At 65.1% G+C, this 26,532-nt stretch carries 17 protein-coding genes and 1 tRNA gene; 5 read left to right on the forward strand and 13 right to left on the reverse strand.

Features of this window, described 5'->3' with window-relative positions; all coding sequences use genetic code 11:
• Window positions 1–30: 30 nt before the first annotated feature.
• The 3 genes from EJA05_RS18590 to EJA05_RS18600 all read right to left on the reverse strand — a co-directional run bounded on the left by EJA05_RS18590 (window position 31) and on the right by EJA05_RS18600 (window position 12,937).
• Window positions 31–4,368, reverse strand: coding sequence for an NEL-type E3 ubiquitin ligase domain-containing protein (locus EJA05_RS18590; protein WP_125859364.1), 4,338 nt, complete (start codon window positions 4,366–4,368; stop codon window positions 31–33).
• Between the two features lie 78 nt (window positions 4,369–4,446).
• Window positions 4,447–8,778: an NEL-type E3 ubiquitin ligase domain-containing protein gene (locus EJA05_RS18595; RefSeq protein WP_125859365.1), complete on the reverse strand. Its 4,332-nt coding sequence runs from the start codon at window positions 8,776–8,778 to the stop codon at window positions 4,447–4,449.
• Between the two features lie 61 nt (window positions 8,779–8,839).
• Window positions 8,840–12,937: an NEL-type E3 ubiquitin ligase domain-containing protein gene (locus tag EJA05_RS18600; RefSeq protein ID WP_125859366.1), complete on the reverse strand. Its 4,098-nt coding sequence runs from the start codon at window positions 12,935–12,937 to the stop codon at window positions 8,840–8,842.
• A gap of 454 nt (window positions 12,938–13,391) precedes the next feature.
• Between EJA05_RS18600 and nhaA the strand changes: the two genes are divergently transcribed.
• Window positions 13,392–14,591, forward strand: a complete 1,200-nt coding sequence (nhaA, locus tag EJA05_RS18605; protein ID WP_125464765.1) for a Na+/H+ antiporter NhaA — start codon at window positions 13,392–13,394, stop codon at window positions 14,589–14,591.
• Window positions 14,592–14,639: 48 nt separating this feature from the next.
• Here the strand turns inward: nhaA and EJA05_RS18610 are convergent, their stop codons facing one another.
• A complete protein-coding gene (locus tag EJA05_RS18610; protein WP_125859367.1) occupies window positions 14,640–15,590 on the reverse strand; it encodes a GlxA family transcriptional regulator in 951 nt (316 codons plus the stop codon).
• Window positions 15,591–15,696: 106 nt separating this feature from the next.
• Between EJA05_RS18610 and EJA05_RS18615 the strand changes: the two genes are divergently transcribed.
• Both EJA05_RS18615 and EJA05_RS18620 read left to right on the forward strand, forming a co-directional pair.
• Window positions 15,697–16,494 carry an SDR family NAD(P)-dependent oxidoreductase gene (locus EJA05_RS18615; RefSeq protein ID WP_125859368.1) on the forward strand — a complete coding sequence of 266 codons (798 nt, stop codon included), beginning with the start codon at window positions 15,697–15,699 and terminating at the stop codon, window positions 16,492–16,494.
• Window positions 16,495–16,712: 218 nt separating this feature from the next.
• Window positions 16,713–17,720 (forward strand): zinc-binding alcohol dehydrogenase family protein, encoded by a 1,008-nt coding sequence (locus EJA05_RS18620; RefSeq protein ID WP_125859369.1) that lies wholly within the window; start codon window positions 16,713–16,715, stop codon window positions 17,718–17,720.
• Window positions 17,721–17,862: 142 nt separating this feature from the next.
• Here the strand turns inward: EJA05_RS18620 and EJA05_RS18625 are convergent.
• From EJA05_RS18625 to EJA05_RS18645, 5 genes are all read right to left on the reverse strand, one after another.
• Window positions 17,863–17,938, reverse strand: a tRNA-Gly gene (locus tag EJA05_RS18625).
• Between the two features lie 63 nt (window positions 17,939–18,001).
• Window positions 18,002–18,562, reverse strand: a complete 561-nt coding sequence (gene pgsA, locus EJA05_RS18630; protein WP_125464769.1) for a CDP-diacylglycerol--glycerol-3-phosphate 3-phosphatidyltransferase — start codon at window positions 18,560–18,562, stop codon at window positions 18,002–18,004.
• Window positions 18,563–18,595: 33 nt separating this feature from the next.
• A complete protein-coding gene (uvrC, locus tag EJA05_RS18635; protein ID WP_125859370.1) occupies window positions 18,596–20,419 on the reverse strand; it encodes an excinuclease ABC subunit UvrC in 1,824 nt (607 codons plus the stop codon).
• Between the two features lie 8 nt (window positions 20,420–20,427).
• Window positions 20,428–21,066, reverse strand: coding sequence for a response regulator transcription factor GacA (gene gacA, locus EJA05_RS18640; protein WP_110993916.1), 639 nt, complete (start codon window positions 21,064–21,066; stop codon window positions 20,428–20,430).
• Between the two features lie 63 nt (window positions 21,067–21,129).
• Window positions 21,130–21,519 carry a helix-turn-helix domain-containing protein gene (locus EJA05_RS18645; RefSeq protein WP_110993917.1) on the reverse strand — a complete coding sequence of 130 codons (390 nt, stop codon included), beginning with the start codon at window positions 21,517–21,519 and terminating at the stop codon, window positions 21,130–21,132.
• Between the two features lie 283 nt (window positions 21,520–21,802).
• Here EJA05_RS18645 and EJA05_RS18650 point away from each other — a divergent pair, with 283 nt between their 5' ends.
• Window positions 21,803–22,225, forward strand: coding sequence for a hypothetical protein (locus EJA05_RS18650; RefSeq protein WP_125859371.1), 423 nt, complete (start codon window positions 21,803–21,805; stop codon window positions 22,223–22,225).
• Here EJA05_RS18650 and EJA05_RS18655 read toward each other — a convergent pair.
• On the reverse strand, window positions 22,215–22,649 hold the full coding sequence (locus EJA05_RS18655; protein WP_125859372.1) for a GNAT family N-acetyltransferase: 435 nt from the start codon (window positions 22,647–22,649) through the stop codon (window positions 22,215–22,217). The two genes, EJA05_RS18650 and EJA05_RS18655, sit on opposite strands and share 11 nt — an antisense overlap.
• A 66-nt stretch (window positions 22,650–22,715) precedes the next feature.
• The gene (locus EJA05_RS18660) at window positions 22,716–23,102 is read right to left on the reverse strand and encodes a DUF488 domain-containing protein (RefSeq protein ID WP_125859373.1); all 387 of its coding nucleotides are present in this window, start codon (window positions 23,100–23,102) and stop codon (window positions 22,716–22,718) included.
• A gap of 133 nt (window positions 23,103–23,235) precedes the next feature.
• Here EJA05_RS18660 and EJA05_RS18665 point away from each other — a divergent pair, with 133 nt between their 5' ends.
• Window positions 23,236–24,858, forward strand: a complete 1,623-nt coding sequence (locus EJA05_RS18665; protein ID WP_125859374.1) for an inorganic phosphate transporter — start codon at window positions 23,236–23,238, stop codon at window positions 24,856–24,858.
• A gap of 100 nt (window positions 24,859–24,958) precedes the next feature.
• On the opposite strand, the gene EJA05_RS18670 is transcribed toward EJA05_RS18665, so the two are convergent.
• Window positions 24,959–25,654, reverse strand: coding sequence for a glutathione S-transferase N-terminal domain-containing protein (locus EJA05_RS18670; protein WP_125859375.1), 696 nt, complete (start codon window positions 25,652–25,654; stop codon window positions 24,959–24,961).
• A 105-nt stretch (window positions 25,655–25,759) separates the two neighbouring features.
• Entirely contained in the window at window positions 25,760–26,524 is a 765-nt protein-coding gene (locus EJA05_RS18675) for an OmpA family protein (protein ID WP_125859376.1), read from the reverse strand.
• Window positions 26,525–26,532: the final 8 nt, after the last annotated feature.

Below are 26,532 nucleotides of genomic sequence, written 5' to 3' on the forward strand. Positions count from 1 at the left end.
CGGGGGCATCTGCAACGAGGCGCCGCTGAACTACAACGGGTTGCGGGTGAAGATTTCCTGGGTCAGGGTTTCGATCAGCGCCTGCATGGCGGCGTCACGCGCCCGGGCCACGGCTTCCACGCGTGACAGGTATTCACCCTCGGCCAGATCCGCCGCATTCAGCGCTTCCAACTGCGCATGAAACGGCTGGTCGGCCTGCTCGAAACGTTGTGCATGGGTGTCGCGCAGGTGTGCCTGCCAGAACTCGCGCTGGGCCACCGATGTCGCCAGGCTCGGCGTTCGTTCCGCCGTCAGTACCTGGCTGCGCACCCTCAGCAGGTCGCGTGGCGACACCTCGGCACTGTTCGGGAAACGCATGTGCAGCGGCTGCCCCGGCAAATCCAGTGCATGGGCCAGGCCCACGCGGTATCTCAAGCGCACCTGGACCTCATCGAAATCCGCACCCTGGGCCGTGCGCCAGGCGATTTCCGCAGAGGCCGCGCGATCGACCTCGTCGAGCCGGAACAACGAACGCCCCAGGCGCTGCAGGCCGCGTTCGGCGGCCTGCCCAGTCAACCCGGCAGTGTTCAGATGCACCCACGACTGCACCTCGAGCAGGCTGAAGTTCATCGCCACACTGTCGGAACAGGTACGCGGATGGCCAGCCAGCTCGAACAACCGCGCACGCAACTGGGCATTGCCGGCGCACCCCTCGACCACCATCCAGACCCGCGCAGTCAGGTCACCGCGCTGAGTCAGGAAATCCTCCGTGCCACGCAGGTCGGCGAGCAACTGGAAAAAGTCCGCGGCGCCAGGCTCGTACACCAGGCTGTCCCATTGCAACCCGCGCAACAGGCGCTCGTCCGGCTCCAGCAAGCGCACCCAGGCCTCGCGGTTCTCGGTTGCGCCGCTGCTGTGGCGCACCAGGCGCCGCATGCGATGCGACTCGGCCTGCTGGAAAGCGCTCAGACGCGCCTCACTGCGCAGATCCAATGGATTGTCATGCAGGAAGATCCGCTCGATGCTGCGTGCCGGCATGCCGAAGAAGGCATCATCGAGGCTGTCGATGCGATTGTCGCGCAGGTCGGCGTACTCCAGGACCGGCAGGCGCGCCAAGGCCTGCGGTACCTCGGTCAACCTCGTGCCGCGCAGGCTCAGGTGGCGCAGCCGGGTCAGCCCGTCCAGACGCGGCGCGGCAACCAGCGGATTACGGTTCAGGTTCAGCTGCCGTAACTGCCCCAGTCGCTCCAGGCGCCGGATATTCTCAGGCCCGAGCACAATGCGATTGTCGGCCAGGTCCAGTTCCTCCAGGTTGGCGAGCTGCTCCAGCACGACCGGCAGGCCTGTAAGCCGGTTACCGCGCAGATCCAGGCGTTGCAGCATGCCAAAGCGTCCGAAGAACGCCGGATTCAGATCATCCAGTTCCAGGTTGCGCAGCACCAGACGGGTCACGCTGTCGAAACGGACACTGGCCGGCAGCGCAGGCAGCCCGCCCAGTGCCTCACCCTCGATACTCAGGTGAACCTGCTCGCCATACAACGCCAGTGACTGACGACGCCAGTTGCGCAACAGGTATTTGGCCATCCGCTTGCGCGCCCGCTGCTGCGAGCGCCCCAGCGCCCCCTGGCGCCATGTCGTCAGGTGTTGCTCGAGCAGCGGAAGCTGGCGTTGCAGCGCGGTGACTTGGTCCCAGAGGTTGACCTGCCGCCGCAGCTGGTCGGCGATGTAGGTGCTGAGGTCGGTATCGGTGAATTCGGGGTGGATCTGCCTCAAGGCATGGCGCAGGGCATGCCGTCCGCCCTCGGCGCGACCACTCAGCGGATAGCCCAGGCGCCCGTCGCCCAGACGCACCGGCGGTCGAATCCCACCGCCCACGGGGGCCAGGCCTATCAGGCCAGCAGCGGCTTCACGCTGGCTGACGGCCCGGGCAAGCATCAAATCGCTCAATTGCCTTTCACTGAGCGGGGCACCCGCCAGGCTCAGTTGCTGCACCGGGTCCATGTGCAGCAGTAGCGCCTTGATCAGTGAGTCCTGCGCCGTGGCAGTGACGGGCGCCTGACCGTCCGCGGCAATCGCCAGGTAACCCTCTGCCCCTTTGACGATGCGCCGCGCATCGGTGGCATCCGCCTTGCCCAGCGACTGCAACAACGGGCCATCGACCTGCCCATCGTGCAACGTCACGCGAACACCGTCGGCCCAGGGCGACAGGCTGTCGAGCAGCCCGAACGCCAGGCGCTCGCCATCGGCATTGATCGCCGCGACCTGGCGCAGGCCCGCACAGGCACGGTCCAGACGACTGTCACGCAATGCCCAGCGCGCCTGTTCGGCGAGCGCCAGTGGAACCCGCGAGGTGTTGATCATCTGTTCGCATTGGTGGCCGCTGGCCTGCTCGACGATCTCTTCGGCGCATCGCGGGGTCAGCCCGGGGAAGTCCCGACGCAGCAGTTGCGCGGCATCGCCAACTGGCGCCTGGCGCGCTGCCAGGACGGCCTCGAAGGCCTCCCCGCGCAAACCGGGCTGCTGTTCATGCAGGCGCTGACGCTCCAGGGCGTCGAGCAGACGTGCCGGCGCAGGCGCGTCTTCAAGATGCAGCCGGCGCAGCCGTGCTTCGTCGAACCCCGTGGTCTCCAGCACTTGAGCGATGGTCGGTTCCGGGATCTCGGCCAGATCACTGCCCAATCGGCGCAGCAGCCGCGCCCCCTGCCAGTGCTGGGGGCTCTCCAGCGCGTGATACCAGGCGCCGGCACCATTGTCGCGCACGGTCACCGGCAACGCTGCAGGCCGCTGCGGATGGCGCAACTGCCAAGTGTCGCTGGCGGCATGCCGTTGCACGGCAAAACTGCCCTCGTGGGTACGCACATGTTTCCAGGTTAAGTTGTCGATCACTTCACCCAGCGCATCGTCATCGCTGTGCTCGACCTTGTAGCCATCGAGCTCGGGATGACACAGCCGGGCCTCGCCGTCGGTTCCCACCACCGGCACCAGCTCATCGACCAGACGCACGCGCTGCAACGTTTTACCCAGCGCGGCGCCGCCGGCCATCAACAGCGCATTGGCCGCGACATTTTCGGCCACGCCAAACAGGTGGTTCAAGGCACCTTCCCGGTCGCCGATCTGCCAGTCCTCGTACCCCTCATAGACCTCCTTGACGATATCCAGCGCCGCCACGCCCAGCATGGCAAGGCCAAGCCCGGGCACGAACAGCGCGGCCAGATTGAGCAGGCCCAGGCCTGCGTTCCGATAGCCTTCAAGGCGCTCACTGCGGCTGCGCCGGTCCTCATCGTCGGTCGGTACCGCCAGCACTCGTGCATCGGCCAGGATCTTCCCTACCTGGTCCTGGCGCAGGCGGACGAACAGCTCACCCTCGACCTCCAGGTTTCGCCCGTCCAGTTCGAGGGGAGCCTTGTCGGCCAGCAAGCCCGCAAGCACCCGTTCGAAGGCAATTCGATCGGACTGGGCGAGGAAGCGCTGAAAGAATGCCGGGTAACCGGGCTGGCGAAACCGTCGGGCAAGCGCCTGATACAAGGCGCCCCACGAGGAATGGCGGCTGACTGCGCCCTGGGGGTCGCCCGGGATCCAGGCGATCACGCCGTCCAGCGCCGCGTCTGGCGCGGGGCTTCGGCGCACTTCCAGGGTGACCACGCCGATCACCCGCTTGCCCAGAAGATAGAGCTGACGGGCAATCAAGACCGTGGGCTCGGCGGGTACCAACGGCGTCTGCGCAAGCAGCGGTCGCAGTTGGCGGCCGCTCAAGGCATCCAGTTGCCCTTTGCCCAGCGCCAGTTGCACGGCGGCATCGAAGTTGGCGCGCTGTACCGCTTCGAGCTGTTGCTCGACACGTTGCCGGGCAGCGGCGTCCTCCGGCTCGAAGTGCGTCTTGAGATAGCGCTGGTACTGGCCGCCGACATCGAGCCGACGGCACAACCAGGCGTATTGCTCAGGCTTGAACGCCTCGATCACGTCGCCCAGATCATCGGTCAGCCGGGTATCGGCATGGAACGCCTTGGCATCCAGTTCATCCTCGCTGAAATTGTGCAGTGCAGCGGCCAGCAGAGTCTGCTCGGAACGGTGTGTCCGCCAGGTCAGCGGCAAGCTGGCCACAGCAGGAACGACCACCTCGCGCCAGACGCTGAGAAGCTTGGCGCCACGCACATCGATCTGTTCATCGGCGATCAGCGTCATGGCATCGTCGAGCAGATTCTCGGCAAAGTCCTCCAGCGGCGTGATCACCCCGAGCAGCTGTTGCAGGTGGTGTTGGACTTGCTGCTGAAGCACAAGGGCCTGCTGCAGCGCAACGCGTTGCTCCTGGGACAAGCCGGCAAGCCAGGGCGGCATTCGTTGGGCGATGAGTGTATCGACGGTGACATGGGGAATGAAGGGATTGTGCATGGTGTCCTCCGAGAGCTAGAGGTCCGCAGGACACCATGCCTGCCACGGCTACAGGGCCTATATAACGCTTGGCTGTCCTCAGCCGGGATGACGCTGCCAGGCCGAGTAGGTCAATTCGAAGATCAATGCCCGCTGTGCCTGCTCACGCGCCTGGGCGACCTGATCGATGGCCGCCAGGTACTCACCGTCCGTAAGGTCGTCAGTGGCCTCGAGCAACGCCTCCAGGCGCTCGTGGAAGGGTCGATCGACCACCTCGAACTGCGCGCCATAGGTGCCCCGCAGGTGCACCTGCCAGAACTCGCGGTGAGTAAGGGACTCGACCAGGCGCGGTCCTCGCTCGGCCACCAGCACCTGGGCGCGGACCTGGCTGAGCTGCTGTGCCGTCACCCCGGCGCTGCTGGCGTAGCGCATGCCCTCTGGTTGCGCGGGCAGGCTCAAGGGTTCGGCCAGCCCGACGCGATAGGCCATGCGCACCTCGACGTCGTCGACGAACGCGCCACGCTGCCATCGGTCCTCGATATCCAGCGTTGCCAGGCGCTCCACCTCATCCAGGCGGAACAAGTCACGCCCCAGGCGCAGCAAGTCCCGTTCGGCCCTGGCGCCGGTCACGCCCTGGGTGCGCTGGTGCACCAACGCCAGCACTTCCAGGTGGCTGAAGTTGAGCGCCACGCTGTCGCTGCAACTGCGCGGCCGTGCCGCCAGCTCGAACACCGCCTGGCGCAACTGGCTGTCCTGTTCGCAGGCCTCGATCACACGCCAGACACGCTGACGCAACTCGACCGGCTGATCGCGAAAATCGGCCGCGCCGCGCAGGTCGCTGAGCAGCCTGAGCAATCCGGAACTGAAAGGTTGCTGGGCCAGGTTGTCCCATTGCCCCTGGCGTACGCCGCGAATCGAATGCTCCAGTCCCTCCAGCCATACGTCGCGCGCGCCCGTTTCGGGCTGGAAGTGGCGAAACAACCGATGCAAGAGCCCCTGCTCACCTTGCAGGAAGGTTTCCAGGCGAGCGAGGCTGGCGGCCGACAGGGGATTGTCGTGCAACGCGATGCGTTCCAGGCGTCGCCTTGGCAGCTCGAACAACGCGCTGTCCAGATCGACGATCAGATTGTCGCGCAGATCCGCATATTCAAGCCCACCCAGCCTCGGCAGGCTTGGCGGCACCAGGGTGAGCCCGGTGGCACGCAGATGGACCTGACGCAAGCGGCTCAGTGGGGCAAGCGTCGGCATCTGCTCGATAGGATTGCGATTGACGTTGAGTACTTCGAGCTGGCTCAGCCGACTGATCGCGAGATCGGCCTGATCGTTCCAGCGAATCTGGTTTCCAGAGACGTCGAGTTCGGCCAGCTGGCTCAGCTCGCCAATGGCGTCTGGCAGCGCGGTCAGATGGTTGCCGCTGAGATCGAGCCGACGCAGGCCGGAAAATCGCCGCAGCCAATCACCGCTGATTTCTGCAAGTTCAAGGTGCTGCAAGACCAGGTGCCGTACATGCGCGAAATCGACCCCTTCGGGCAGTGCCGGCAGCGAATGCAGCAACTCGCCTTCGAGCAGTAGCGCATAGCCGCCTTGCACCACCGGTATTTGCCGGCGCCAACAACGCAACAGCCGGGCGGCGATTCGATGACGAGCCTGGGCCTGCTGCGCGTCAGCTGCCGTGCGCTGCCAATCCGTCAGCGCCGAGCGCAGCCCCTGTACCTGCTGATGCAACGCGTTCATGTGGCTCCAGAGGTTGTCGCCGGCGAGCAGGCGCTCGGTGATGTAAGCCTGCAACTGGGCGTCATCGAGCGTCGGAAACACCTGCCGAATACCCTGCGCCAGCGCCTGGCGACTGGACTCGCCGCGACCGCTCAACGGGTACCCGAGACGCCCGTCGCCCCAACGCAGTGGCGGTCGCACACCGGTACCCACCGCTGCCTGGCCGATCCAGCCAGCAGCTTGATCGCGACGGATCGAGGCCTGGTGGAGCAGGTATTGACCCAGCGCCTGCGCGCTGGCGGCATGCTCGCCAAGCTGGGTGCTCTGCGTCGTTTGCAGGTGCCTCGACAATGCCTGAAGCAAGCTGTCGCCGGGCGAGGCCTCGGCAAGCCCCTGGCCTGTCGCATCGGCGGCCAGGTACCCCTCCGATCGCTTGAGGATCAAGCGTATCTGCCCGGACGTTGCGCCACAGTGAGCCAGTAACGCGCCACCCTTGAAACCGTCACGAATTTCCACTCGCACATCGACCGCCCAGGGCGCCAGATGGTCGAGCAGCGCCAAGGTCAATCGTTCGCTGTCCTGGTTGAGCGAGCGACCCTGCAACATGCCTTCGCAGGCCTGATCCAGGCGACTGTCACGCAGTTGCCAGCGCGCCTGCTCAGCCAAGGCGAGTGGCACTTTGCGCTCAGTGCGCAGGGTACGCAGCTCGGAACCCGTGGCCCCTCGAAGCAGGGCGTGGGCGGCACGCCGTGTGAGGCTGGGGAAGTCACGTCGCAACACCGATTCGCCTGCCAGCGCAGGCAGATCGAGCGCCAGCCCGTACTGAAGTGCCTCTGCGCTCAATGCTGGCCAGCGGGCACGCAGGCGCAAGCGCTCCAGGCTGTCGAGCAGGCGCGCAGGGGGTTCGGCCTGCTCGAGCAGCAAGCGCCGCAGTCGGGCGACGTCGAAGCCTGTGACCTGCAACAGCGCCTGTGCCTCGGCATCAGTGATCTCGATCAGCTCGCCCCCCAGACGCCTGCACAACTCAACTGGCGTATCCCAGCTTTGCGGCACCTCGAGGGCATGCCACCACACCTCCACCCCATTGCTTTCGAGTGACGGCGCATGGGCCCCGGCGCGATGCGGATGCCTGATGCGCCAAGGCTCGCCAGGCCTTGTGCGCACGACCGCGTAGCGCCCCTGCTGCATGGTCAGTGAACGCCGGTCCCCCTCACCCACCAGACGCCCGGGCACATGGCCTTCATCGGGCAGTCGATAGTCGCTCAAGGTACCGTCACATAGCTTCACACGCCCGTGCTCGGTAACCACCGGGCGCAGCCCGTCGACGAAGGTACTGCGCACCAGCAGCGAGCTCAGCAGTTGTTCGGAGCCGGTATTCAGGGCTCCCATGGCCAAGCCCTCGGCGACGCCGAACAGATGGCCCAGTGCCGCTTCGCGATCACCCAGCTGCCAGGCCTCATACCCTTCGTAGGCTTCATGGACCACCTGCAAAGCGGCGATGCCCAGCAACACCTCGCCCAGCCCCGGCACGAACAATGCCGCCAGCCCCAGCAGGTCGAGGCCGGCCCCCAGATAGCCCTGCAAGCGCCGATCACGGGCCTGGCGATCCTCGTCATCGGTGGGCACGGCCAGCACGCGGGCATCGTCCAGCAGCTTGCGCACCTGCACTTGGCGCAGGTAGCCGAACAGCGTGCCTTGCACCTCGCGTGCCCGCCCATCCAGGCGCAGCACAGGCGCGTCGCGATCAGCCTGCCGGCGTGCACCAAGGCTCAGCTCGAATGCCAGGCGCTCGGGCTCATCGATGAAGCGCAGGATGAAGCGTGCATAGTCGGCGCCGCGCAGGCGCTGGCCGAGGATCTGGTAGAGCGACTCCCAGGTATCGGCGCTCAGCAGCGCGCCTTGGGGGTCATCCGGCAGCCAGGCGATGACGCCCAGCGTGTCGACACCGCGGCGCACCTCATATGCCGCCACGCCGTGAAGCGGGCGCCCCAGCAGGTACAACTGACGCAGCTCCAGCACCTCGGCGATGGGCGCCACGACCGGCTGCTTCGAAAACAACGGCAGCCAGCGCAGGTAAGCGGTGTCGTCGATGTCCCCCTTCAGGTGGGCCAGGCGCACCGCCACCTCAAGACCGGCGCGCAGTTGCTCCTCCATCAGCCGATTGACCAGGATCCGCGCGCCCGGCGCATCAGCAGGCCTCAGGCGCTGCTTGAGATAGGTTTGGTAGCGGCCTCCCAGATCCAGCCGGCGACAGAGCGCGGCGAACGAGCTGGCCGACAGCGCCACCGGTTTACCGGCGCCATTGAACACGCGTGACTCGGTGCCAAGCCCTCCGTCCTGTGCCTCGCTCTGGGAGAAGTTGTGTAGCGCGGCGGCCAGCAGACTCAGGGTTTGCTGGTGGGTACTGATCGGCAAGGGAAGACTGGCAGGCACCACGGGTTGCACTTCGGTCCAGACCCGCAGCAATCGGCAGGCACGCACGTCCAGGGACAGGCCGCTGGCCTCGCGCAAGGCCTCCACCAGCAGCGGTTCGGCGAATGCATCGATCGCCAGCAACACACCCAATTGCTGGTCAAGCGCATGCTGCGCGCGCTGTTGAGCCTGCAGGCTCTGGTGCAGCGCCCGCCGATGGGTCGTGGAGGCGCGGGTCAACCACGCCGGCAATGTCTGCGCGAGCAGCGCGTCGTTCGAAACGGGTGACGGGAATAAGTGGGGCATGATGTCCTCTGCGTGATTGCAACCAGGCAGCAGAACATCACCCCACCGTCGATCCCGTGCGCTACATACTGCTGGCAACCGCCGCGTCGGTCAGTTGCCGGCGCAATGCCGCCTGGGCGGCCTGATGCTCACGCACGACCGGCTCGATCGCCTCCAGGTAAGCCTGCTCCGGCCCGTTTGCGGCCTCGTGCCAAAGCTGCTCCAGACGCACGTGGAACGGCGCGCTGACCTCGTCGAAACGCTCGGCGTACTGCGTGCGCAAATGTTCTGTCCAGAAATCCCTGCCCTGCAACGACTCGCTCAGTGCCTGTGGAGTTTCCGCCGCCAGCACCGTGTGCAACGCCTGGTCGATCTGCGCGGCGCTGACCGCGCGGCTCTGTTCGTAACGCACGGCCTGCGGCTGATCGGGCAAGCCGAGTCGTTGTGCAAGACGGGTTCGATAGGCCAGGAACACCTCGACGTCATCCGGTGCCGCTGGCCTGGCATCGCCCGGCAGGTTGCCCCAGGCACGCTCGGCCTCCTGGTAATGCGTGCTGGCGATGCGTTGCACCTGATCGAGACGGAACAAGGCCCTGCCCTCCTGCAACAGCTCCCGCTCGACAGTTGCCCTGTCTCGACCGGCCGTGCGCACCGTGATGCGTACGCGCACTTCCAGGGCCGCGAGGATCAGCAAAACCTGATCGGCACAGCTGCGCGGGCCGGCGGCCTGCTGAAAGACCGCCTGGCGGATCTGCCCGTTCTGCTCGCAACGCCTGACGATCTGCCAGATCCGCGCCCTCAAGGGCACGGGCCTGCGGCGAAACTCCAGCGAGTGAGCAAGGTCCGCCAGCAGACGAAAGAAGTCATCCGAGCCAGGGGCGGCACGCAGGCGCTCCCAGCGGCCCAGGCGCGCCGCCCGCTCGGCCCCGGAAAGCTCACCCAGCCAGTGATCGCGCACGGCAGGGTCGGCTTCGGCATGCGGCCGTTGCGCTGACTCGGGTGCTTGCAAGGCCTCGGACAGGCGCCGGGCGCTATCCGGCTGCAGCGGGTTGTCATGCAGGGCAAGACGCTGCAGACGTTGGCGCGGCAAGCTGAGCAACTCGTCATTCAGGCTCTGGATGCGGTTGTCACGGTAATCGGCGCTTTCCAGCAACGCTGGACGACCTGCCGGGCCGGGCAGCGCCGGCAACGCGCAACCGCGCAGCGAGTACTCCCGCAGCCTGTGCATGCTACCCAACGCGGGCTGGCGCCCGAGGGGGTTGCGACTCAAGTCCAGACGACGCAGGCTGGCCAGCCCCTGCAGACGCCGATTGCCCGCCTCATCCAGGACGATGTGGTTGTCACCCAGGCGCAGATCCTCCAGCTTTGGCAGCGCGCCCAGGCCTTCAGGGAACGCCGTCAACTGGTTATGCCGCAGGTTCAGCAGGCGCAGGTTCGGAAAATGCCCGAGGAAGCCTGCCGGCAAGGCGTCCAGCGCCATGTTTCGCAGCGTCAGCTCGGTGATGTGCGCGAAGGCCACGCCCTCTGGCAACAGCGGCAGACCACCGAGCACTTCGCCGTCGAGCGACAAGCGATGCCCGCCTTGCGCGGCTGTCGACGACTTGCGCCGCCAGCAGCGGCGGATGATGTCGCCGACGCGGCGCCGGCGCAGCATTCGCGCAGCGCCCACAGGCTCTCGGCTCCAGCCGTCGAGCGCGGCCCTGAGGGCATCGAGCTGCCGCCGCAGTTCGGCCACTTGCTGCCACAGGTCGATACCCTGCTGGCGCAGACTGGCCCGATACGCTTGCAGCTCGGCATCGTCCAGTGTCGGGAATACCTGCCGCACACCCCGCATCCAGGCTTGCCGGGCGCTTTCGCCGCGACCGCTCAGCGGGTAGCCAAGGCGTCCGTCGCCAAGCCTCATGGGCGGGCGCAGGCCGGCCCCGACCGGCGCCAGGCCGATACCCCGGGCCGCCAGCCCGCGATGCCTGGCGGCGTGCCGCGCCAGCGCATCGAGCATCTCCCCGTGGCTGCCCAATTGCTCCCGCTGGTCGCTGTCGAGCCAGTGCCAGAGGGCCTTGCCAAGGTCGTCCGTTTCTTGCGATGCCGGCAGCGGCGCAGCGTGCTGATCAAAGCAGCGATAGCCGCGCTCACCGCGCACGACCAACCGGAGTTGCCCAGCCTCGGGGGCTCCCGTATGGGCCAGAAGGTTTCCACTAACGCTCGCATCACGTATTTCGATGCGCACTGACGGGGTCACAGGTGCCAGGTCTTCGAGCATCGTCAAAGCCAGCCGCTCAGCATCCACACCGGGCACCCCAGCCCGCAACGCCGTGCAGGCTCGGTTCAGTCGCCCGTCGCGCAGCAGCCAGCGCGCCTGCTCGGCAAGCGCCAGGGGTACCCGCTGTGTTTCGAGCAGGCTCGCCAGCTGCGCGCCAGAAGCACTGCGCACAACCTCCGCCGCCGCCCGCTGTGTCAGCCCGGGGAAGTCGCGCAGCAGTAGCTGTTCGATGGCGTCCGGCTCGGCTTGCTGCGCCCGCAGTTGCAGCTCGAACGCCTCGCCTTGCAGCGCCGGGAAACGCTGGTGCAAACGCAGAAGGGCCAAGGCATCGAGCAGCAGCGATGGCGCTGCAGAACCTTCCAGGGCCAGCCGACGCAGTTGATCGGTGCGCAGCCCCGTGTCCTGCGCCACGGCATCCGCTTCTGCATCAGTCAGCGAACCCAGCTCGGCACCCAGGCTACGCAGCAGTGGCCCCGGCGCCGGCCCATGGCGTGCGGCTTCGAGCTCATGCTGCAAGCCCGACAGCCTCACCCCCTGCGAGGGCGTCAGTACCGGCGACAGGCCATCGACGAACGGGCGACGCGGCAACAGCTTGCCGAGCGCATGACCGGCGGCCCCCACGGCGAGGCCGCCCGCGATCAGCCCTGCAACATCGAACAGATGCTCCAGTGCACCAGCACGGTCGCCCACCTGCCAGTCCTCATAGCCTTGGTAGATATCCTGGGTGAGCTGCACTGCAGTCACCCCCAGCATCACGACACCCAGCGCTGGCACGAACAGGCTGACCACCCCCAGCAGGTCCAGGCCCGCTTCGGCGTACTCGCGTATCCGCCGATCACGCGCGGCGCGGTCTTCATCGCCTGTAGGAACCGCCATTACCCGAGCATCATCGAGCAACTTGGCAAGCTGGCCTGCCGCCAGATGCTCGAACAGATCCCCTTCGCTCGCGGTGTGGCGCCCGTCCAGTTCGGCAGGCGTGAGCGGGCCGGCGGTGGCCAGGGCAGCGAGCAATGCACGGTCGAAGGCAACCCGGTCGCGTTCGGCGATGAAGCGCTTGAAGAACGAGCGGTAAGCGGGGTTGGCCAGGCGTCCCGCCAAGGCGGTATACAGCGCGGTCCACGAGGGGTGCCAGGTGCACGGGCTCAGCGGATCGTCCGCGATCCAGCTGAGGACACCCTCGAACTCGCCGGCCCGGCGCACCTCCACGATGGCCAGGCCAATCACCCGCATGCCCAGCAGGCGCAGCTCGTGCGGCCGAGGCTGAAGTTCGCCTGGCTCGTGCAATGACGCCCAGTGCGCCAGGGCGGTGTCACCCAGCCGTCCACGCAGGTGCTCAAGGTACACCGCAGCCTGCAGATTGGCCTTGAGCACCTCGGCGAACACCGTTTGGGCCGAGGGACTGGCCTGACCGTCCGCCAAGCCGGCGTGCAGGTGGGCCTGATACTGCGCGCCAAGATCGAGCTCGCGGCAAACCCGTGCGAATTCGGCGGGGCTCAGTGGCAATGGCGAGCCTGTGGCATCGAGCACATCACTGTGTGCGGAGAACTGCTCGCGCGCTGCAAAGTTGTGCAGCGCCGCACTCAGGAGCGACTGGCGCGACTCCAGGCGGTGATAGCGCAAGGGCTGACGACCGGGTATCGGATGCGGTTCAGGCAGCAGCGCCACACGCCGCAACTGGCTGCGGCGCACATCCAGGCGCTTGCCGACCAGCTGATACAGGCGCTCGATCAGCAACCGCTCGGCAAATGCCTCAAGTGGCTCGATAGCCTGCAAGCGCCGACGCAAGCGGGCCTGGGCCTGCTCCTGGGCCAGCAGGGCGGCCCGCAAACGTGCCTGCTGCTCAGGCGTGGCGCTGGTCAACCAGGCGGGTAGTTGCCGGGCGATCAGCGTATCGATGGAATCGTCTGGGAAATCGGTCATGGGACACCTGTGGTGGGAAGAACAGGTGCCAGCCAATCAGCAAGGCAGCGTACGCTGGCGGTAATGCTGCATGGCGCCACGCCGTACATGAGCCTGGCCAGCCATCTGCTGCTTGCAACATTTCGATGCAACTGCATGACGCAAAGCGCCTCCGGCATCGTTAAAATGCGCGCCTGGCGTGTGCTGCGTGCGCCCGGGAGCCTTCCCGAATACGGAGAACATTCATTTGTTTTCCGTGAGATTCGTCCATGTTGCACGCATGCCAGCATTCCCCATGGCCTTTCCCGTTCCGTGCCTGCACGGTATGGGGTTTCGCGCCGTTTTACCCATCCTTCTTCTCGTCCATCGCCGCAGTGGCCCGTAACCTTCGGAGCCAGCACCTCGCCGTGCCCGTCGTTCGCCGCGCCCCTGCCCTGGCGAGGGCGAGGGCGACGCCATGAACGAGGAACCCCGCATGAATGCACCTCTCACCTCCCTCCAGCAGCGCTCCGTGCTGCGCCGCCTGCTGACCAGCGAAGCGGCCGGCGGTGTCCTGCTGATGATCACCGCCGCCCTCGCGATCATTCTGGCCAACAGCCCCGGCGTCGATGCCTACCAGCACCTGCTGCACTGGCAGGTAGGCCCCACCCTAACCGACAAGCTCGGCCCGATGACCGTCCACCACTGGGTCAATGACGGCCTGATGGCCGTGTTCTTCCTGCTGGTGGGCCTGGAAATCAAGCGCGAACTGGTCGACGGTCGCCTGGCCAGCTGGGAGCAACGCCGCCTGCCGGCCCTGCCGGCGCTGATGGGCATGGCGGCACCAGCGCTGATCTACCTGGCGGTGTCGAACGGCCAGCCAGGGCTGGCCAGCGGCTGGGCGATCCCCGCCGCCACCGACATCGCCTTCGCCGTCGGCGCCCTGGCGCTGCTCGGCCGCCATGCGCCGCTTTCGCTGAAAGTGATGCTGGTGTCGGTGGCGATCATCGACGACATGGGCGCGGTGGCGATCATCGCGGTGTTCTACACCTCGTCCATCGACCTGCTGGCGCTGGCCGGTGCCGGCGCTGTGGTGGCCTTGCTGCTGACCTTGAACCGCCTGCGCGTGGTCGCATTGTGGCCGTACCTGCTGGCCATCGTCGCGCTGTGGTACTTCACCCTGCTGTCAGGGGTGCATGCCACCATCGCCGGTGTGGTCGGTGCGTTGCTGATCCCCTACAGCGCTGGCGCAGGCCAGCCGCTCGGGGCCAGCCCGTTGCTGCGGCTCGAGCATGCGCTGGCGCCATGGGTGGCGTTCCTGATCGTGCCGGCGTTCGGCTTTGCCAATGCCGGTGTGTCCTTCGGCAACCTGGGGCTCGCCGAGCTCTTCGCCCCGCTGCCCCTGGCGATTGCCCTGGGCCTGTTGCTGGGCAAACAACTCGGCGTGTTCGGCGGCGTGCTGCTGGCGGTCAGGACCGGCCTGGCCAGCAAGCCCCAGGGCGCCAGCTGGCTGCAGATCTACGGCGTGGCCATGCTCTGCGGCATCGGTTTCACCATGAGCCTGTTCATCGGTGAACTGGCGTTCCCAGGCCAGCCGGAGACAGTCGACGCGGCGAAAATCGGCATCCTGTTGGGGTCATTGCTGTCGGCGGTGATCGGCTGCCTGATTCTGCGCTTTGCGCCGAAGCCTGCCTGAGGGGCCGTGCGCCAGGGTACAGCGCCGCGCCCACCTGCCGGGTACGCGTCAGCCGGTCACTACGCGCCGCGCGTCTCGGCGTACCGCCTGCGGCGGCACGCCGAATCCGCGCATGAACACCTCGCGCATGTGTCGGCGGTCCCGGAAGCCGGTTTCCCTGGCCACCACATCCAGGCTGTGCCGGCTCTGCTCGATCATCACCCGCGCGGCTTCCAGGCGCAGGCTTTCCACGGCCTTGGCCGGTGATTGGCCGGTTTCGGCGGTAAACACACGGGTGAATTGGCGGGCGCTCAAGTGCGCGACCTCGGCAAGCTCTTCCACGCTCAGCGGCCGGCTGAGGTGCTTGCGGGCGTAGTCCAGCGCGCTCTGGATACGGTCCGATTTGGGCGACAGCGACAGCAGCTCGGAATGCTGGGATTGCCCGCCGGAACGGCGCTGGTGCATCACCAGCTTGTGCGCCACCGAGCGGGCCAGCTCGGCCCCCAGGTCCTTCTCGACCATGCCCAACGCCATGTCCAGGGCAGCGGTCATGCCGGCGGAGGTCCAGATCGGGCCATCAACGATGAAAATCCGGTCTTCCTCCACGTCCACCTGTGGGTACAGCTCGCGCAGCTTGGGCGCATAAGCCCAGTGGGTGGTTGCGCGCCGGCCGTCCAGCACGCCGGCCTGAGCCAGCACGAAGCAGCCGGTGCACAGGCCGGCGGTGCGGCGCGCACCGTCGACGAAGCCACGCACGCTGGCCAGCACCGCGTCTTCGGGGGGTGTCAGTGGCGTCAGCGTACCGGTGACCATCCAGGTGTCGGCCAGGCCCGGCGCGCCGAGGGGCAGCGTGTCGATGTACATCCCCAGGGAGGAGCGCACCGTACCGCCATCGATGGAGAAGTTCTGGATCCGGTACACCGTTTCGCCCGCCACGATGTTGGCGAACTCGAACACGGCTTGCGTCGCCAGGGACATGACCTGGAAGCCTTCGGTAATCAGGTAGCCGACCCGGTGCATCGTGAAGCTCCTCTGGTTTATGTCCTTAAACCTTACCCTATGCGTCATTTAAGACGCAGACCGCATTCTGCATCATGGCACCACACCCCAGCAACGGAGCATCACCATGACGCAGCAATTCAAAGGCACCGCGCTCATCACAGGCGCTTCCTCCGGCATCGGTTCGATCTACGCAGAGCGCCTGGCCCGCCGCGGCTACGACCTGGTACTGGTGGCGCGCAACCGCGAGCGGCTGAACGCCCTCGCCGACCGGCTCACCAGCGAAACCCGGCAGAACGTCGAAGTATTCCCGGCCGACCTGGCCACCCCCGACGACCTGGCCAGGGTCGAGCGCAAGCTGCGCGAAGATGCCAGCATCAACGTGCTGGTGAACAACGCGGGCATCGGCACCCACACCAGCCTGCTGGAGAGCGACGTCGAGCGCATGGCCGAGATGATCAGCCTCAACGTCACCGCCCTCACCCGCCTCACCTACGCGGCCGTGCCTGGTTTCGTCGCCCGCGAGCAAGGCGCCGTCATCAACATCTCGTCCATCGTCAGCCTGGCGCCAGAGTTGCTCAACGGCGTGTACGGCGGCAGCAAGGCCTATGTCACGGCGTTTACCCAGGCGCTGAACCAGGAGCTGGCGGGCAAGGGCGTGCAGGTCCAGGCGGTATTGCCTGGGGCCACCGCGACCGACTTCTGGCAGATCGGCGGCTTGCCGCTGGAGAACCTCGACCCCGCCATCGTGATGTCGGCCGAGGACCTGGTTGACGGCGCGCTGCAGGACTTCGACAACGGCGTGCTGATCTCCCTGCCGTCGCTGCACGACCTGCAAGCCTTCAACCAGTACCAGGCCAGCCGCCAGGCCCTGTTCGACAAGCTGTCCAGCAACCGGCTCGCCCCGCGCTACAGTGCCAAGTGAACCCTTCGAAGAAGAGCGCTACATGACTCACCTCTTGGCCAGGCCCCTGCCGCTGCTCGTACTGCCCGGCAAGGCGTGGCCATGTGAAGCGCCCGACCACGACGCGTCAAACCATTTTCACTCCGGGTAACTACGTCTTGCGCGTTTCAGGCTGTTTAGCGTCTGAATCGACTCCCAGCACTTGCCCCCACTTTTTCAACACCCTAGAGGAAGCGCCAATGAAGGCCGTCGTTTACACCCAACCCGCTTTGCCGATCCAGGATCCGCAATCGCTGTACGACGCGGAACTGCCCAAGCCAAAACCCGGTGCACGGGACCTGCTGGTCGAAGTCCGGGCTATCGCCGTCAACCCGGTCGATACCAAGATCCGCGCCAGCCGCGGGGGTGAACACCCGCAAGTGCTGGGCTGGGATGCCGTTGGTGTCGTCCGCGAGGTCGGCGACCAAGTAACGTTGTTCCAGCCGGGTGATGAAGTGTTCTACGCCGGGGCCATCGACCGCCCTGGCAGCTACAGCGAATTCCACGTTGTCGACGAACGCATCGTCGGGCACAAGCCCCGCAGCCTGGACAACGCCAGCGCCGCCGCCCTGCCCCTCACTTCGATTACCGCCTGGGAGCTGCTGTTCGACCGCCTGGGCGTCGAGGAAAACGGTGGCAAGGGCCAGTGCCTGCTGGTGGTCGGGGCTGCCGGCGGGGTGGGCTCGATCCTGGTCCAGCTCGCCAGCAAGCTCACGCAGTTGACGGTGATCGGCACAGCGTCCAGGCCTGAGACCCAGGCGTGGGTCAAGGACCTGGGCGCCCACCATGTCATCGATCACAGCGCATCGCTCGCGCTTCAACTGGACGCGCTCAAGCTGAACCAGATCGACTACGTCATCAGCCTGACCCACACCGACAGCTACCTGCCGCAACTGGTGGAAGTGCTTCGCCCACAAGGCAAGCTGGCGTTGATCGACGACCCAATGCAGCTCGATGTGATGGCGCTCAAGCGCAAGTCGCTTTCGCTGCACTGGGAGCTCATGTTCACCCGCTCGTTGTACAAGACCGAGGACATGATCAAGCAGCACCAGTTGCTCGATCGCGTTGCGCAGCTGATCGACGATGGCGTGCTCAAGACGACCCTGGGCGAGCATTACGGCACGATCAACGCCGAGCACCTCAAGCGCGCTCACGCCATGATCGAAAGTGGCAAGGCACGCGGGAAGATAGTGCTGGAAGGGTTCTGATTTGCGGACAGGGCTCGATCGCGGACGTGAAAGGTCCGGATTCTGCAGGTTTGCGGTGCTTTTGCGCAGGAACGAAAAAAGGGCCTTTCGGCCCTTTCTTCGACGATTTACAGATTTCCGTGGAACCCTGTAGATCTATATTTGGAGCGGGAAACGAGACTCGAACTCGCGACCCCGACCTTGGCAAGGTCGTGCTCTACCAACTGAGCTATTCCCGCGTCGTGATGGGGGCCATTCTAGCGTTTTGTAGAACGGCGTCAACCCCTTGATTCAAAAAAGTTTTATTTCTGCTCGGAACCTTCGCGCAGGTGCGGCCAGGCGGCGACCAGGTAGTGCACCATCGACCACAGGGTCAGGCCGGCGGCCACCAGCAGCAGGCCGTAGCCCAGTGCCACCCAGAAGGTCATGGCCGGCGGGTTGGCCAGCAGGATCACCAGCGCCAGCATCTGCGCGGCGGTTTTCCATTTGCCCAGGCTCGACACCGCCACATGCGCCCTCGCCCCCAGCTCGGCCATCCACTCGCGCAGCGCCGAAACCACGATCTCGCGGCCGATGATCACCGCCGCCGGCAGCGTGAGCCAGAAGTTGGCGTGCACCTGCACCAGCAGCACCAGCGCCACGGCGACCATCAGCTTGTCCGCCACTGGGTCGAGGAAGGCGCCGAACGGTGTGCTCTGCTGCAGCCGACGGGCCAGGTAGCCGTCCAGCCAGTCGGTGGCGGCGGCGATGGCGAACACCGTGCTGGCGGCCATGTAGCTCCAGTGATAGGGCACATAGAACAGCAGGATGAAGATCGGAATGAGCAGGACGCGTAGAACGGTGAGCAGGTTTGGAATATTCATCGGTACGACTGGCTGCGAGTTGAGCCCGGCATTCTACTCGCTATGCAGGCTGGCATAAATCGACTCGGCAAGCTTTTTACTGATGCCGGGGGCCTTGGCGATCTCGTCGATACTGGCGCGGTTGAGCTCCTGCAGGCCGCCGAAATGTTTCAGCAGCTCGCGCCGGCGCTTGGGCCCCACCCCGGCCACGTCTTCAAGGCTGGAGGTGCGGCGGGCCTTGCCGCGCCTGGCGCGGTGGCCGGTGATGGCGAAACGGTGGGCTTCGTCGCGGATCTGCTGGATCAGGTGCAGCGCCGGGTTGTCGCCCTTGAGGGTGAACTCGTGGGCCACGTCGTTCAGGTACAGGGTTTCGAAACCGGCCTTGCGGGTCACGCCCTTGGCCACGCCGAGCAGGGTGAGGTCGGCGAAGCCCAGTTCCTGCATCACGTCGCGGGCCATGTTCAACTGGCCCTTGCCGCCGTCCACCAGCAGCACGTCGGGCAGCTTGCCCTCGCCGTCCTTGATGCGCCCGTAGCGGCGCAACAGGGCCTGGTGCATGGCGGCGTAGTCGTCGCCGGCGGTGACACCTTCGATGTTGAAGCGGCGGTAGTCGGACTTGAGCGGGCCTTCGGGGCCGAACACCACGCAGGAGGCCACGGTGGCCTCGCCGCTGGAGTGGCTGATGTCGTAGCACTCCAGGCGCTGCGGGACTTCATCCAGGTCCAGCACCTGGGCCAGTGCTTCGAAGCGCGCGGCCATGTGCTGGCGGTTGGCCAGGCGGGCGTTGAGCGCTTGTTCGGCGTTGGTCACCGCCAGCTGCTGCCAGCGCGCGCGGGTACCGCGCACCCGGTGGCTGATGCTCAGCTCGCGGCCACGCAGGGTCTGTACGGCTTCACTGATTGCGGCGAAATCCTCGTGCACCACATTGACGATCAGCTCGCCCGGCAGTTCGCGCTCGGCATTGCCCAGGTAGTACTGGGAAAGGAACGCGGCCATGACCTCGGCCACCTCCTCCTCGATGCCCACCTGGGGGAAGAAGTTCTTGCTGCCCAGCACCCGCCCGCCGCGCACGCTGATCAGGTGCACGCAGGCGCCGCCGGGGTTGACGAAGGCCGCCACCACATCCACGTCGCCGGAGCCGCCTTCCATGTACTGCTGGTCCTGGACCCGGCGCAGCAGCGCGATCTGGTCACGCAGCTCGGCGGCCTTTTCGAAGTTCAGGACCATGGCGGCCTTTTCCATCTCGGCATTGAGCTCGTTGCCCAGTTGCTGGCTTCGCCCTTCGAGGAACATCACCGAGTGCCGCACGTCCTCGGCATACTCGGCCGGCTCGACCAGGCCCACGCAAGGCGCCTTGCAGCGTTTGATCTGGTACTGCAGGCAGGGCCGGGTGCGGTTGGCGTAATAGCTGTCCTCGCACTGGCGCACCGAGAAGGCCTTCTGCAACAGGCTCAGGCTTTCGCGAATGGCGCCGGCGCTGGGGTAAGGGCCGAAGTAGCGGCCCTTGGCTTTCTTGGCGCCACGGTGGATGCCCAGGCGCGGGAATTCACCGTCGGAGAGGAACACATAGGGGTAGGACTTATCGTCGCGCAGCAGAATGTTGTAAGGCGGCCGCCACTCCTTGATCAGCGTCTGTTCAAGCAGCAGCGCTTCGGTCTCATTGGCGGTGATGGTGGTCTCGACCTGGGCGATGCGCCCCACCAGTGCGGCAGTTTTGGGCGCCAGGCCGGTCTTGCGGAAATAGCTGGCCAAACGCTTCTTGAGGTTCTTGGCCTTGCCCACGTAGAGCAGCCGCGCCTCGCTGTCGAACATCTGGTACACGCCCGGGCGACCACTGCAGGTCGCCAGGAACGCGCTGGCATCAAAAGGTTGTGACATGGGTGTGCTTAAAGACTTGCGTCGACCATACCGTGGCGAACGGCCAGCAAGGTCAGTTCGACGTCGCTGGTAACCGAGAGTTTTTCGAAGATTCGATAACGGTAAGTATTGACGGTCTTGGGGGACAGACACAACTTGTCAGAGATGATCTGCACTTTCTGGCAACCGACGATCATCAGCGCGATCTGGATTTCCCGCTCCGACAGCGTATCGAACGGCGAGCCCTGGGGCTGGAACGACTTGAGCGCCAGTTGCTGGGCAATCTGCGGGCTGATGTAGCGCTGGCCGGCAAACGCCAGGCGGATGGCCTGGACCATTTCGTCGAGCCCGGCGCCCTTGGTCAGGTAGCCGGCGGCACCCGCCTGCATCAGGCGAGTGGGGAACGGGTCTTCCTCGCACACGGTTACCGCCACCACTTTGGTGTCCGGCTGGCTGCGCAACAATTTGCGGGTTGCTTCAAGGCCGCCGATCCCTGGCATTTTCACGTCCATCAGAACCACGTCCGGCTTGAGCTCGCGGGCAAGCTTGAGGGCGGACTCACCCGAGTCCGCCTCCCCCACCACTTGCAGGCCATCGATGTCGGCCAGCATGCGCGTAATGCCGGTACGCACCAGATCGTGATCGTCGACCACCAGGACCCTAATCAAGCAGACACCTCATTAGTGGGGCGATTGGATCCCGCCACCTTAACAAAATTTTTCACAAGCAACCTAGCGTAAAGCGTCATGAAAATAGGCGTTACGCTCTGGTGGGCGCATCCGCACTACCTCAGCGCTTGTAGCTTCTCCAGCCAGACGGTGCAGCAGGTGCCAGACAGCCGCCTGATCGGCTTGCGGCAAACGGCGGAAGGCGCCGAGCAGACGGTCTTCGTCGGCGGTGAGACAATCCAGTGGCGCCGGGGTCGGCACACCGGTCAACACATACAGCGCATCGACTCCCTTGGCCGCGACCGCGGCAAGGTAGTCCATCCGTGGCGTACGTTCGCCGCTCTCGTATTTGCCCTGGGCATTGGGCTCGACACCCCCTACGTCACCGAATACGCGCTGGGTCAGCCCCAAGCGTTCGCGTTCTTCTCTCAGGCGCGGGCCGAATCCACTCATCTGTTTGCCTCCTCTGCATCTGTTCGGCTCGAGCGCGTCCAGCACCCGAGTGAATGCGCTTGCATTCGTCCGGCACTATGCCAATTGGATCCAATTCTGGCAAGCAAAGGGAGCTAGATTGCCCCTGAAAAGGGTTGTGCCAATCATTTGCAGCATGTTCAAACGCGCCCCAGCACACGCACCAAACTCACTATAAACACACTGTCAACTATTAAATCTGCCAGTTGCCACCCTTCTACATGCGCAGCACATTAAAGTGGCAAACTCAACCAGGAGCCGTCACATGAAAATGCACAAATATCCAAACATCGAAGCACTTCTTGAAAGCGTTAAAGGAAGAAAACTGCAATATTTCGATGGACCCTTTGAAGCGGACTTAAGCCATACGACCAAACCACCCCAGAAGGTAGTTTTCAAAGAAGGCCACATGTTGCCCATTGCTCTTCTTGGTTATTTTGGCCCCCCTGATGATCGGCGCATAGTCGCGCTTTGGAACCTCAAAAGTAAGGACATGGCCGCAGGCACCTATGAATTGGGCCCAGATAAAGACTACCAAGGCGCACTGCAAGTTGGCGCAAACAATCCCTTTAACGCCCACGAGGGGACATTGACCATCAATGAAGCCTCAGCAACAAGTCGCACAGGGAAGTTTAACTTCAAAGCGGGAGAATACGAAGTCGACGGCACCTTCACGGTCACCGTATAATCAATCGTTGCATTCTGACAAAACACTCATCCTCCCCCGCTTCGAGGAATCCCCGGCGCCGATATAGTTGTTGCGCCGGGTTGCCCTTGAACACCATCAAACGCAACATTGGCAAATGCCGCTGCTGGGCGCAGGCTGCCAACGCCTCCAGCACCCACCCCCCCACTCCACGCCCGCGATGCTCGGGCAACAGATGCAGTTCGCGTATGTACAACGCCTGGCGATCCTGACTGAGGCTGCAAAAACCCAGCACCTGCCCGCCCTCCACCACCAGCCACTGCTCGCGCCAGCCCCAGGCCTGGTCGAAGGCCTCCTCGATCCACAGCAGGTCGAATTCACGGTAGTAAGGCAGCATCGCCCGGCGGGTCAGGTCGCGGGCAAAGGTGAGGTGTTCATCAGTGGCGGGAATCAGTGCAAGAGTCATGATGGGATTGGATCGAGTTCCGAGGTTCGCATTGTGCCATTGGGTCCATCGCCGGCAAGCCTGCCCCTAAGGGGCATAGCACACCGGCGAACTGCCCGGCCCGCGCCGCTGCCGTTCATCCTCCAGCCAGTCAGCGAGCACCCGGGCATTGTTGTGTTCGGTGTCCTTGCCGGCGTATAGCAGCGTCAGGTCGCCGTTGTCCGCCAAGTCCAGCAACGGGTACCAATGCTCGGGATGAGCGGCCAGCTCATGATGGTAACGCCGGGTGAACGCGGCGAAATCCAGTTCACCGGCATGGAACGCCTTGCGCAGTTCGTCGGATGGTGCCGCCTCGCGCAACCACTGACCCTGCAGGTCCTCCTTGCGCTTGTTGCGCGGCCACAGCCGGTCGACCAGCACACGCTGGCCATCGCAGGCTTCAACTGGGTCGTACACACGCTTGCAGCGGATCATTCAGGGCTCGCTTGGCAATTCGCCGATGCCTCCTAGACTAGAAGTTCCTTTGATCGAGGTCACTCCCCGGTAACAGATTGTTTTTAGGATGGGATACCTCGCCTCGTGCCTCTAAGCACACCGGAGCCCACCCATGACAACCCCGTCGATGGTCAGCCAGGACGCGCTGATCAAGCTGGATTCCCGCCCGCAGCTGTCCCACCGGCCTGGCCGCGCCACCCTGGTGCTGTTCTTCGGCCTGCTGCTGGCCGGCCTGGCCTACACCTTCTGGAGCCTCAAGCAAGATGTCAGCGCCAGTGGCACCGTGATCACCACGGTCACGCCGTTCCTGTTGCTGGGCCTGGCCTTGCTGATCGCCCTGGGCTTCGAATTCGTCAACGGTTTCCATGACACCGCCAACGCCGTGGCCACGGTGATCTACACCCATTCGCTGCCGGCGCCGGTGGCGGTGGTGTGGTCGGGGCTGTGCAATTTTCTCGGTGTGCTGCTTTCCAGCGGCGCGGTGGCTTTCGGCATCATCGCCCTGCTGCCGGTCGAGCTGATCCTGCAGGTGGGGTCGGGCGCCGGCTTCGCCATGGTCTTCGCTTTGCTGCTGGCGGCGATCATCTGGAACCTCGGCACCTGGTGGCTGGGCCTGCCGGCCTCGTCCTCGCACACGCTGATCGGCTCGATCATCGGCGTGGGCGTGGCCAACGCACTGATGCACGGGCGCGACGGCACCAGCGGGGTGGACTGGGGCCAGGCCAGCAAGGTCGGCTATGCCCTGCTGTTTTCGCCGTTGATCGGTTTCGCCTGCGCTGCCCTGCTACTGCTGACCCTGCGCGCGCTGGTCAAACGCCAGGAGCTGTACCAGGCGCCCGAGGGCCAGACCCCGCCACCCTGGTGGATCCGCGGTGTGCTCATCCTTACCTGCACCGGTGTATCGTTCGCCCACGGCTCCAACGACGGGCAGAAAGGCATGGGTCTGATCATGCTGATCCTGGTCGGTACCCTGCCGATGGCCTACGCCCTGAACAAGACCATGCCCAGCGAACAGGCCCTGCAGTTCTCGGCGGTGGCCGAGGTGACCCGCCAGGCGCTGGTGCGCAGCGCCCCGCAGGCGGCCCCGGCCGACCCTCGACAGACCCTGACCACTTTCATCGGCCAGCCCAAGGCCAGCCCCGAACTGGTACCGGCCCTGGCCGCGCTGACCGGCATGATCGGCGAAGAGGTCAAGGGCTATGGCTCGCTCAACCGTGTGCCGGCCGAGGCCATGGCCAACGTGCGCAACGACATGTACCTGACCAGCGAAGCCATCCGCCTGATCGACAAGAACACGCTGGTGGCGTTCGACGCCGACACCGCCCGCCATGTACAACTGTTCAAGCGCCAGCTGGACGATGCCACCCGCTACATCCCCCTGTGGGTCAAAGTGGCGGTGGCCATCGCCCTGGGCCTGGGCACCATGGTCGGCTGGCGGCGCATCGTGGTGACGGTGGGTGAGAAGATCGGCAAGACCCACCTGAGCTATGCCCAGGGGGCGTCGGCGGAAGTGGTGGCGATGTGCACCATTGGCGCGGCGGACATGTTCGGGCTGCCGGTATCGACCACCCATGTGTTGAGCTCGGGGGTGGCCGGGACCATGGTTGCCAATGGCTCGGGGATCCAGAAGCGCACCCTGGTCAACCTGCTGATGGCCTGGGTGCTGACCCTGCCGGCGGCGATGGTGCTGGCGGGGACGCTGTACTGGCTTCTGAATCAGATTCTCTCAGGTTGAAAGAGTGAGCCTGTGGGAGCGGGTTTACCCGCGAATGCGATGGCGAACCCGCCAAAGCCTTCGCGGGTAAACCCGCTCCCACAGGCTCAGTGATGCCCAATCAACCGGGGATTTTCAGGCCACGCTGAACGGCAGGCCGTTCGAGGAAGCGGGCCAGCACTCGCTGTACCTCCTTGAACTCCTCGAAGCCCACCAGGTCACGGGCGTTGTAGCGCTCCACCAGGTTGCGCACCCAAGGGAAGATGGCAATGTCGGCAATGCTGTATTCGTCGACCATCCATTCACGGCCTTGCAGGTGCCGGTCCAGCACGCCCAGCAAACGCTTCGACTCGTTGACGTAGCGATCACGCGGGCGCTTGTCCTCGTAGTCCTTGCCAGCAAAGAAATGGAAGAACCCCACCTGGCCGAACATCGGCCCGATGCCGCCCATCTGGAACATCAACCACTGGATCGTCTGGTAACGCTGGGCCGGATCCTGGCTGAGCAACTGACCGCTCTTTTCCGCCAGGTACTGCAGGATCGCGCCGGATTCGAACAACGCCAGCGGTTTGCCGCCCGGGCCGTCGGGGTCGAGAATCGCCGGGATCTTGTTGTTGGCGCTCAGCGAAATGAATTCGGGGCTCAGTTGGTCATCGCTGTCGAAGCTGACCTTGTGCGGCTCGTAGGCCAGGCCGATTTCCTCCAGCATGATCGACACCTTGACGCCATTGGGCGTGGGCAGCGAATACAGCTGCAGGCGCTCGGGGTGTTGCGCCGGCCACTTGCGGGTGATGGGGAATGCGCTCAGATCGGTCATGCTCGGTCCCTGCAATCATCGAAACGATCACTTTAGGGACAGCGCTGCGGTTTGACCATCGCAGCATGCCGGATGGCGCAGCCAAAGGGCTGCGCCGGCTGCACATCAGAAGCGTGGCGCGACAGCCTCGGCGCCCCTGGAGATCACCACCTCGACGCGTCGGTTGAGCTGGCGTGACTGCGCCGTGGCGTTACTGGCCACCGGGTAGTCCTTGCCATAACCAGCGCTTTTGATGCGCTGCGCAGCTACCCCCTGACGGCGCAGCGCGTTGGCCACCGCGTCAGCCCGCTGCTCGGACAGTCGCTGGTTGAGGGCATCGCTGCCGGTGGCGTCGGTGAATCCCTCTACCAGCACGTTGCGCTCAGGGTTTGCCTGCAGGTACGCAGCCAGTTCCTGAATGTTGTGCTGGCTGCGGCCGTTCAGCTCGGCCATGCCGGTCTGGAACAGCACATCACCGAAGGTCACCACATCGCCGCGTACACTCGGCTTGGCCTTGAGCGCGTTGAGCTGTGCGGTGCGTGCATCCAGGCGGGCCTGGGTTCGCTCGAGCTCGACACGTTTGAGCGCAGCGTCGGTGTTGCGCAGGTCGATGGTCTGTTGAGCAAACTCGATCTGCCGAGCGGCCAGCGTGGCCAGACGCTCGACCTCGGTGGACTTGCGGTCCTTGAGCGAGGCCAACTCGGCCTTGCCCAGGGCGGTGTAGGCGTCCTGGGTTTCCAGCGCGGCGAGACGGCTTGCCTCGGGTTTGCCTTGCAACACCGAATAGGCTTCACGAGCTTCAAGCAATGCGGGATTTTCCGGCGTGGTGCCGCAGCCGGCCAGCATCAGACCAAGGAGCGACATAGCGGGCAGCAGGTAGGCTTTGGACATGGTCACTT

The sequence above is a fragment of the Pseudomonas oryziphila genome, from assembly GCF_003940825.1.
Classification (GTDB): domain Bacteria; phylum Pseudomonadota; class Gammaproteobacteria; order Pseudomonadales; family Pseudomonadaceae; genus Aquipseudomonas; species Aquipseudomonas sichuanensis.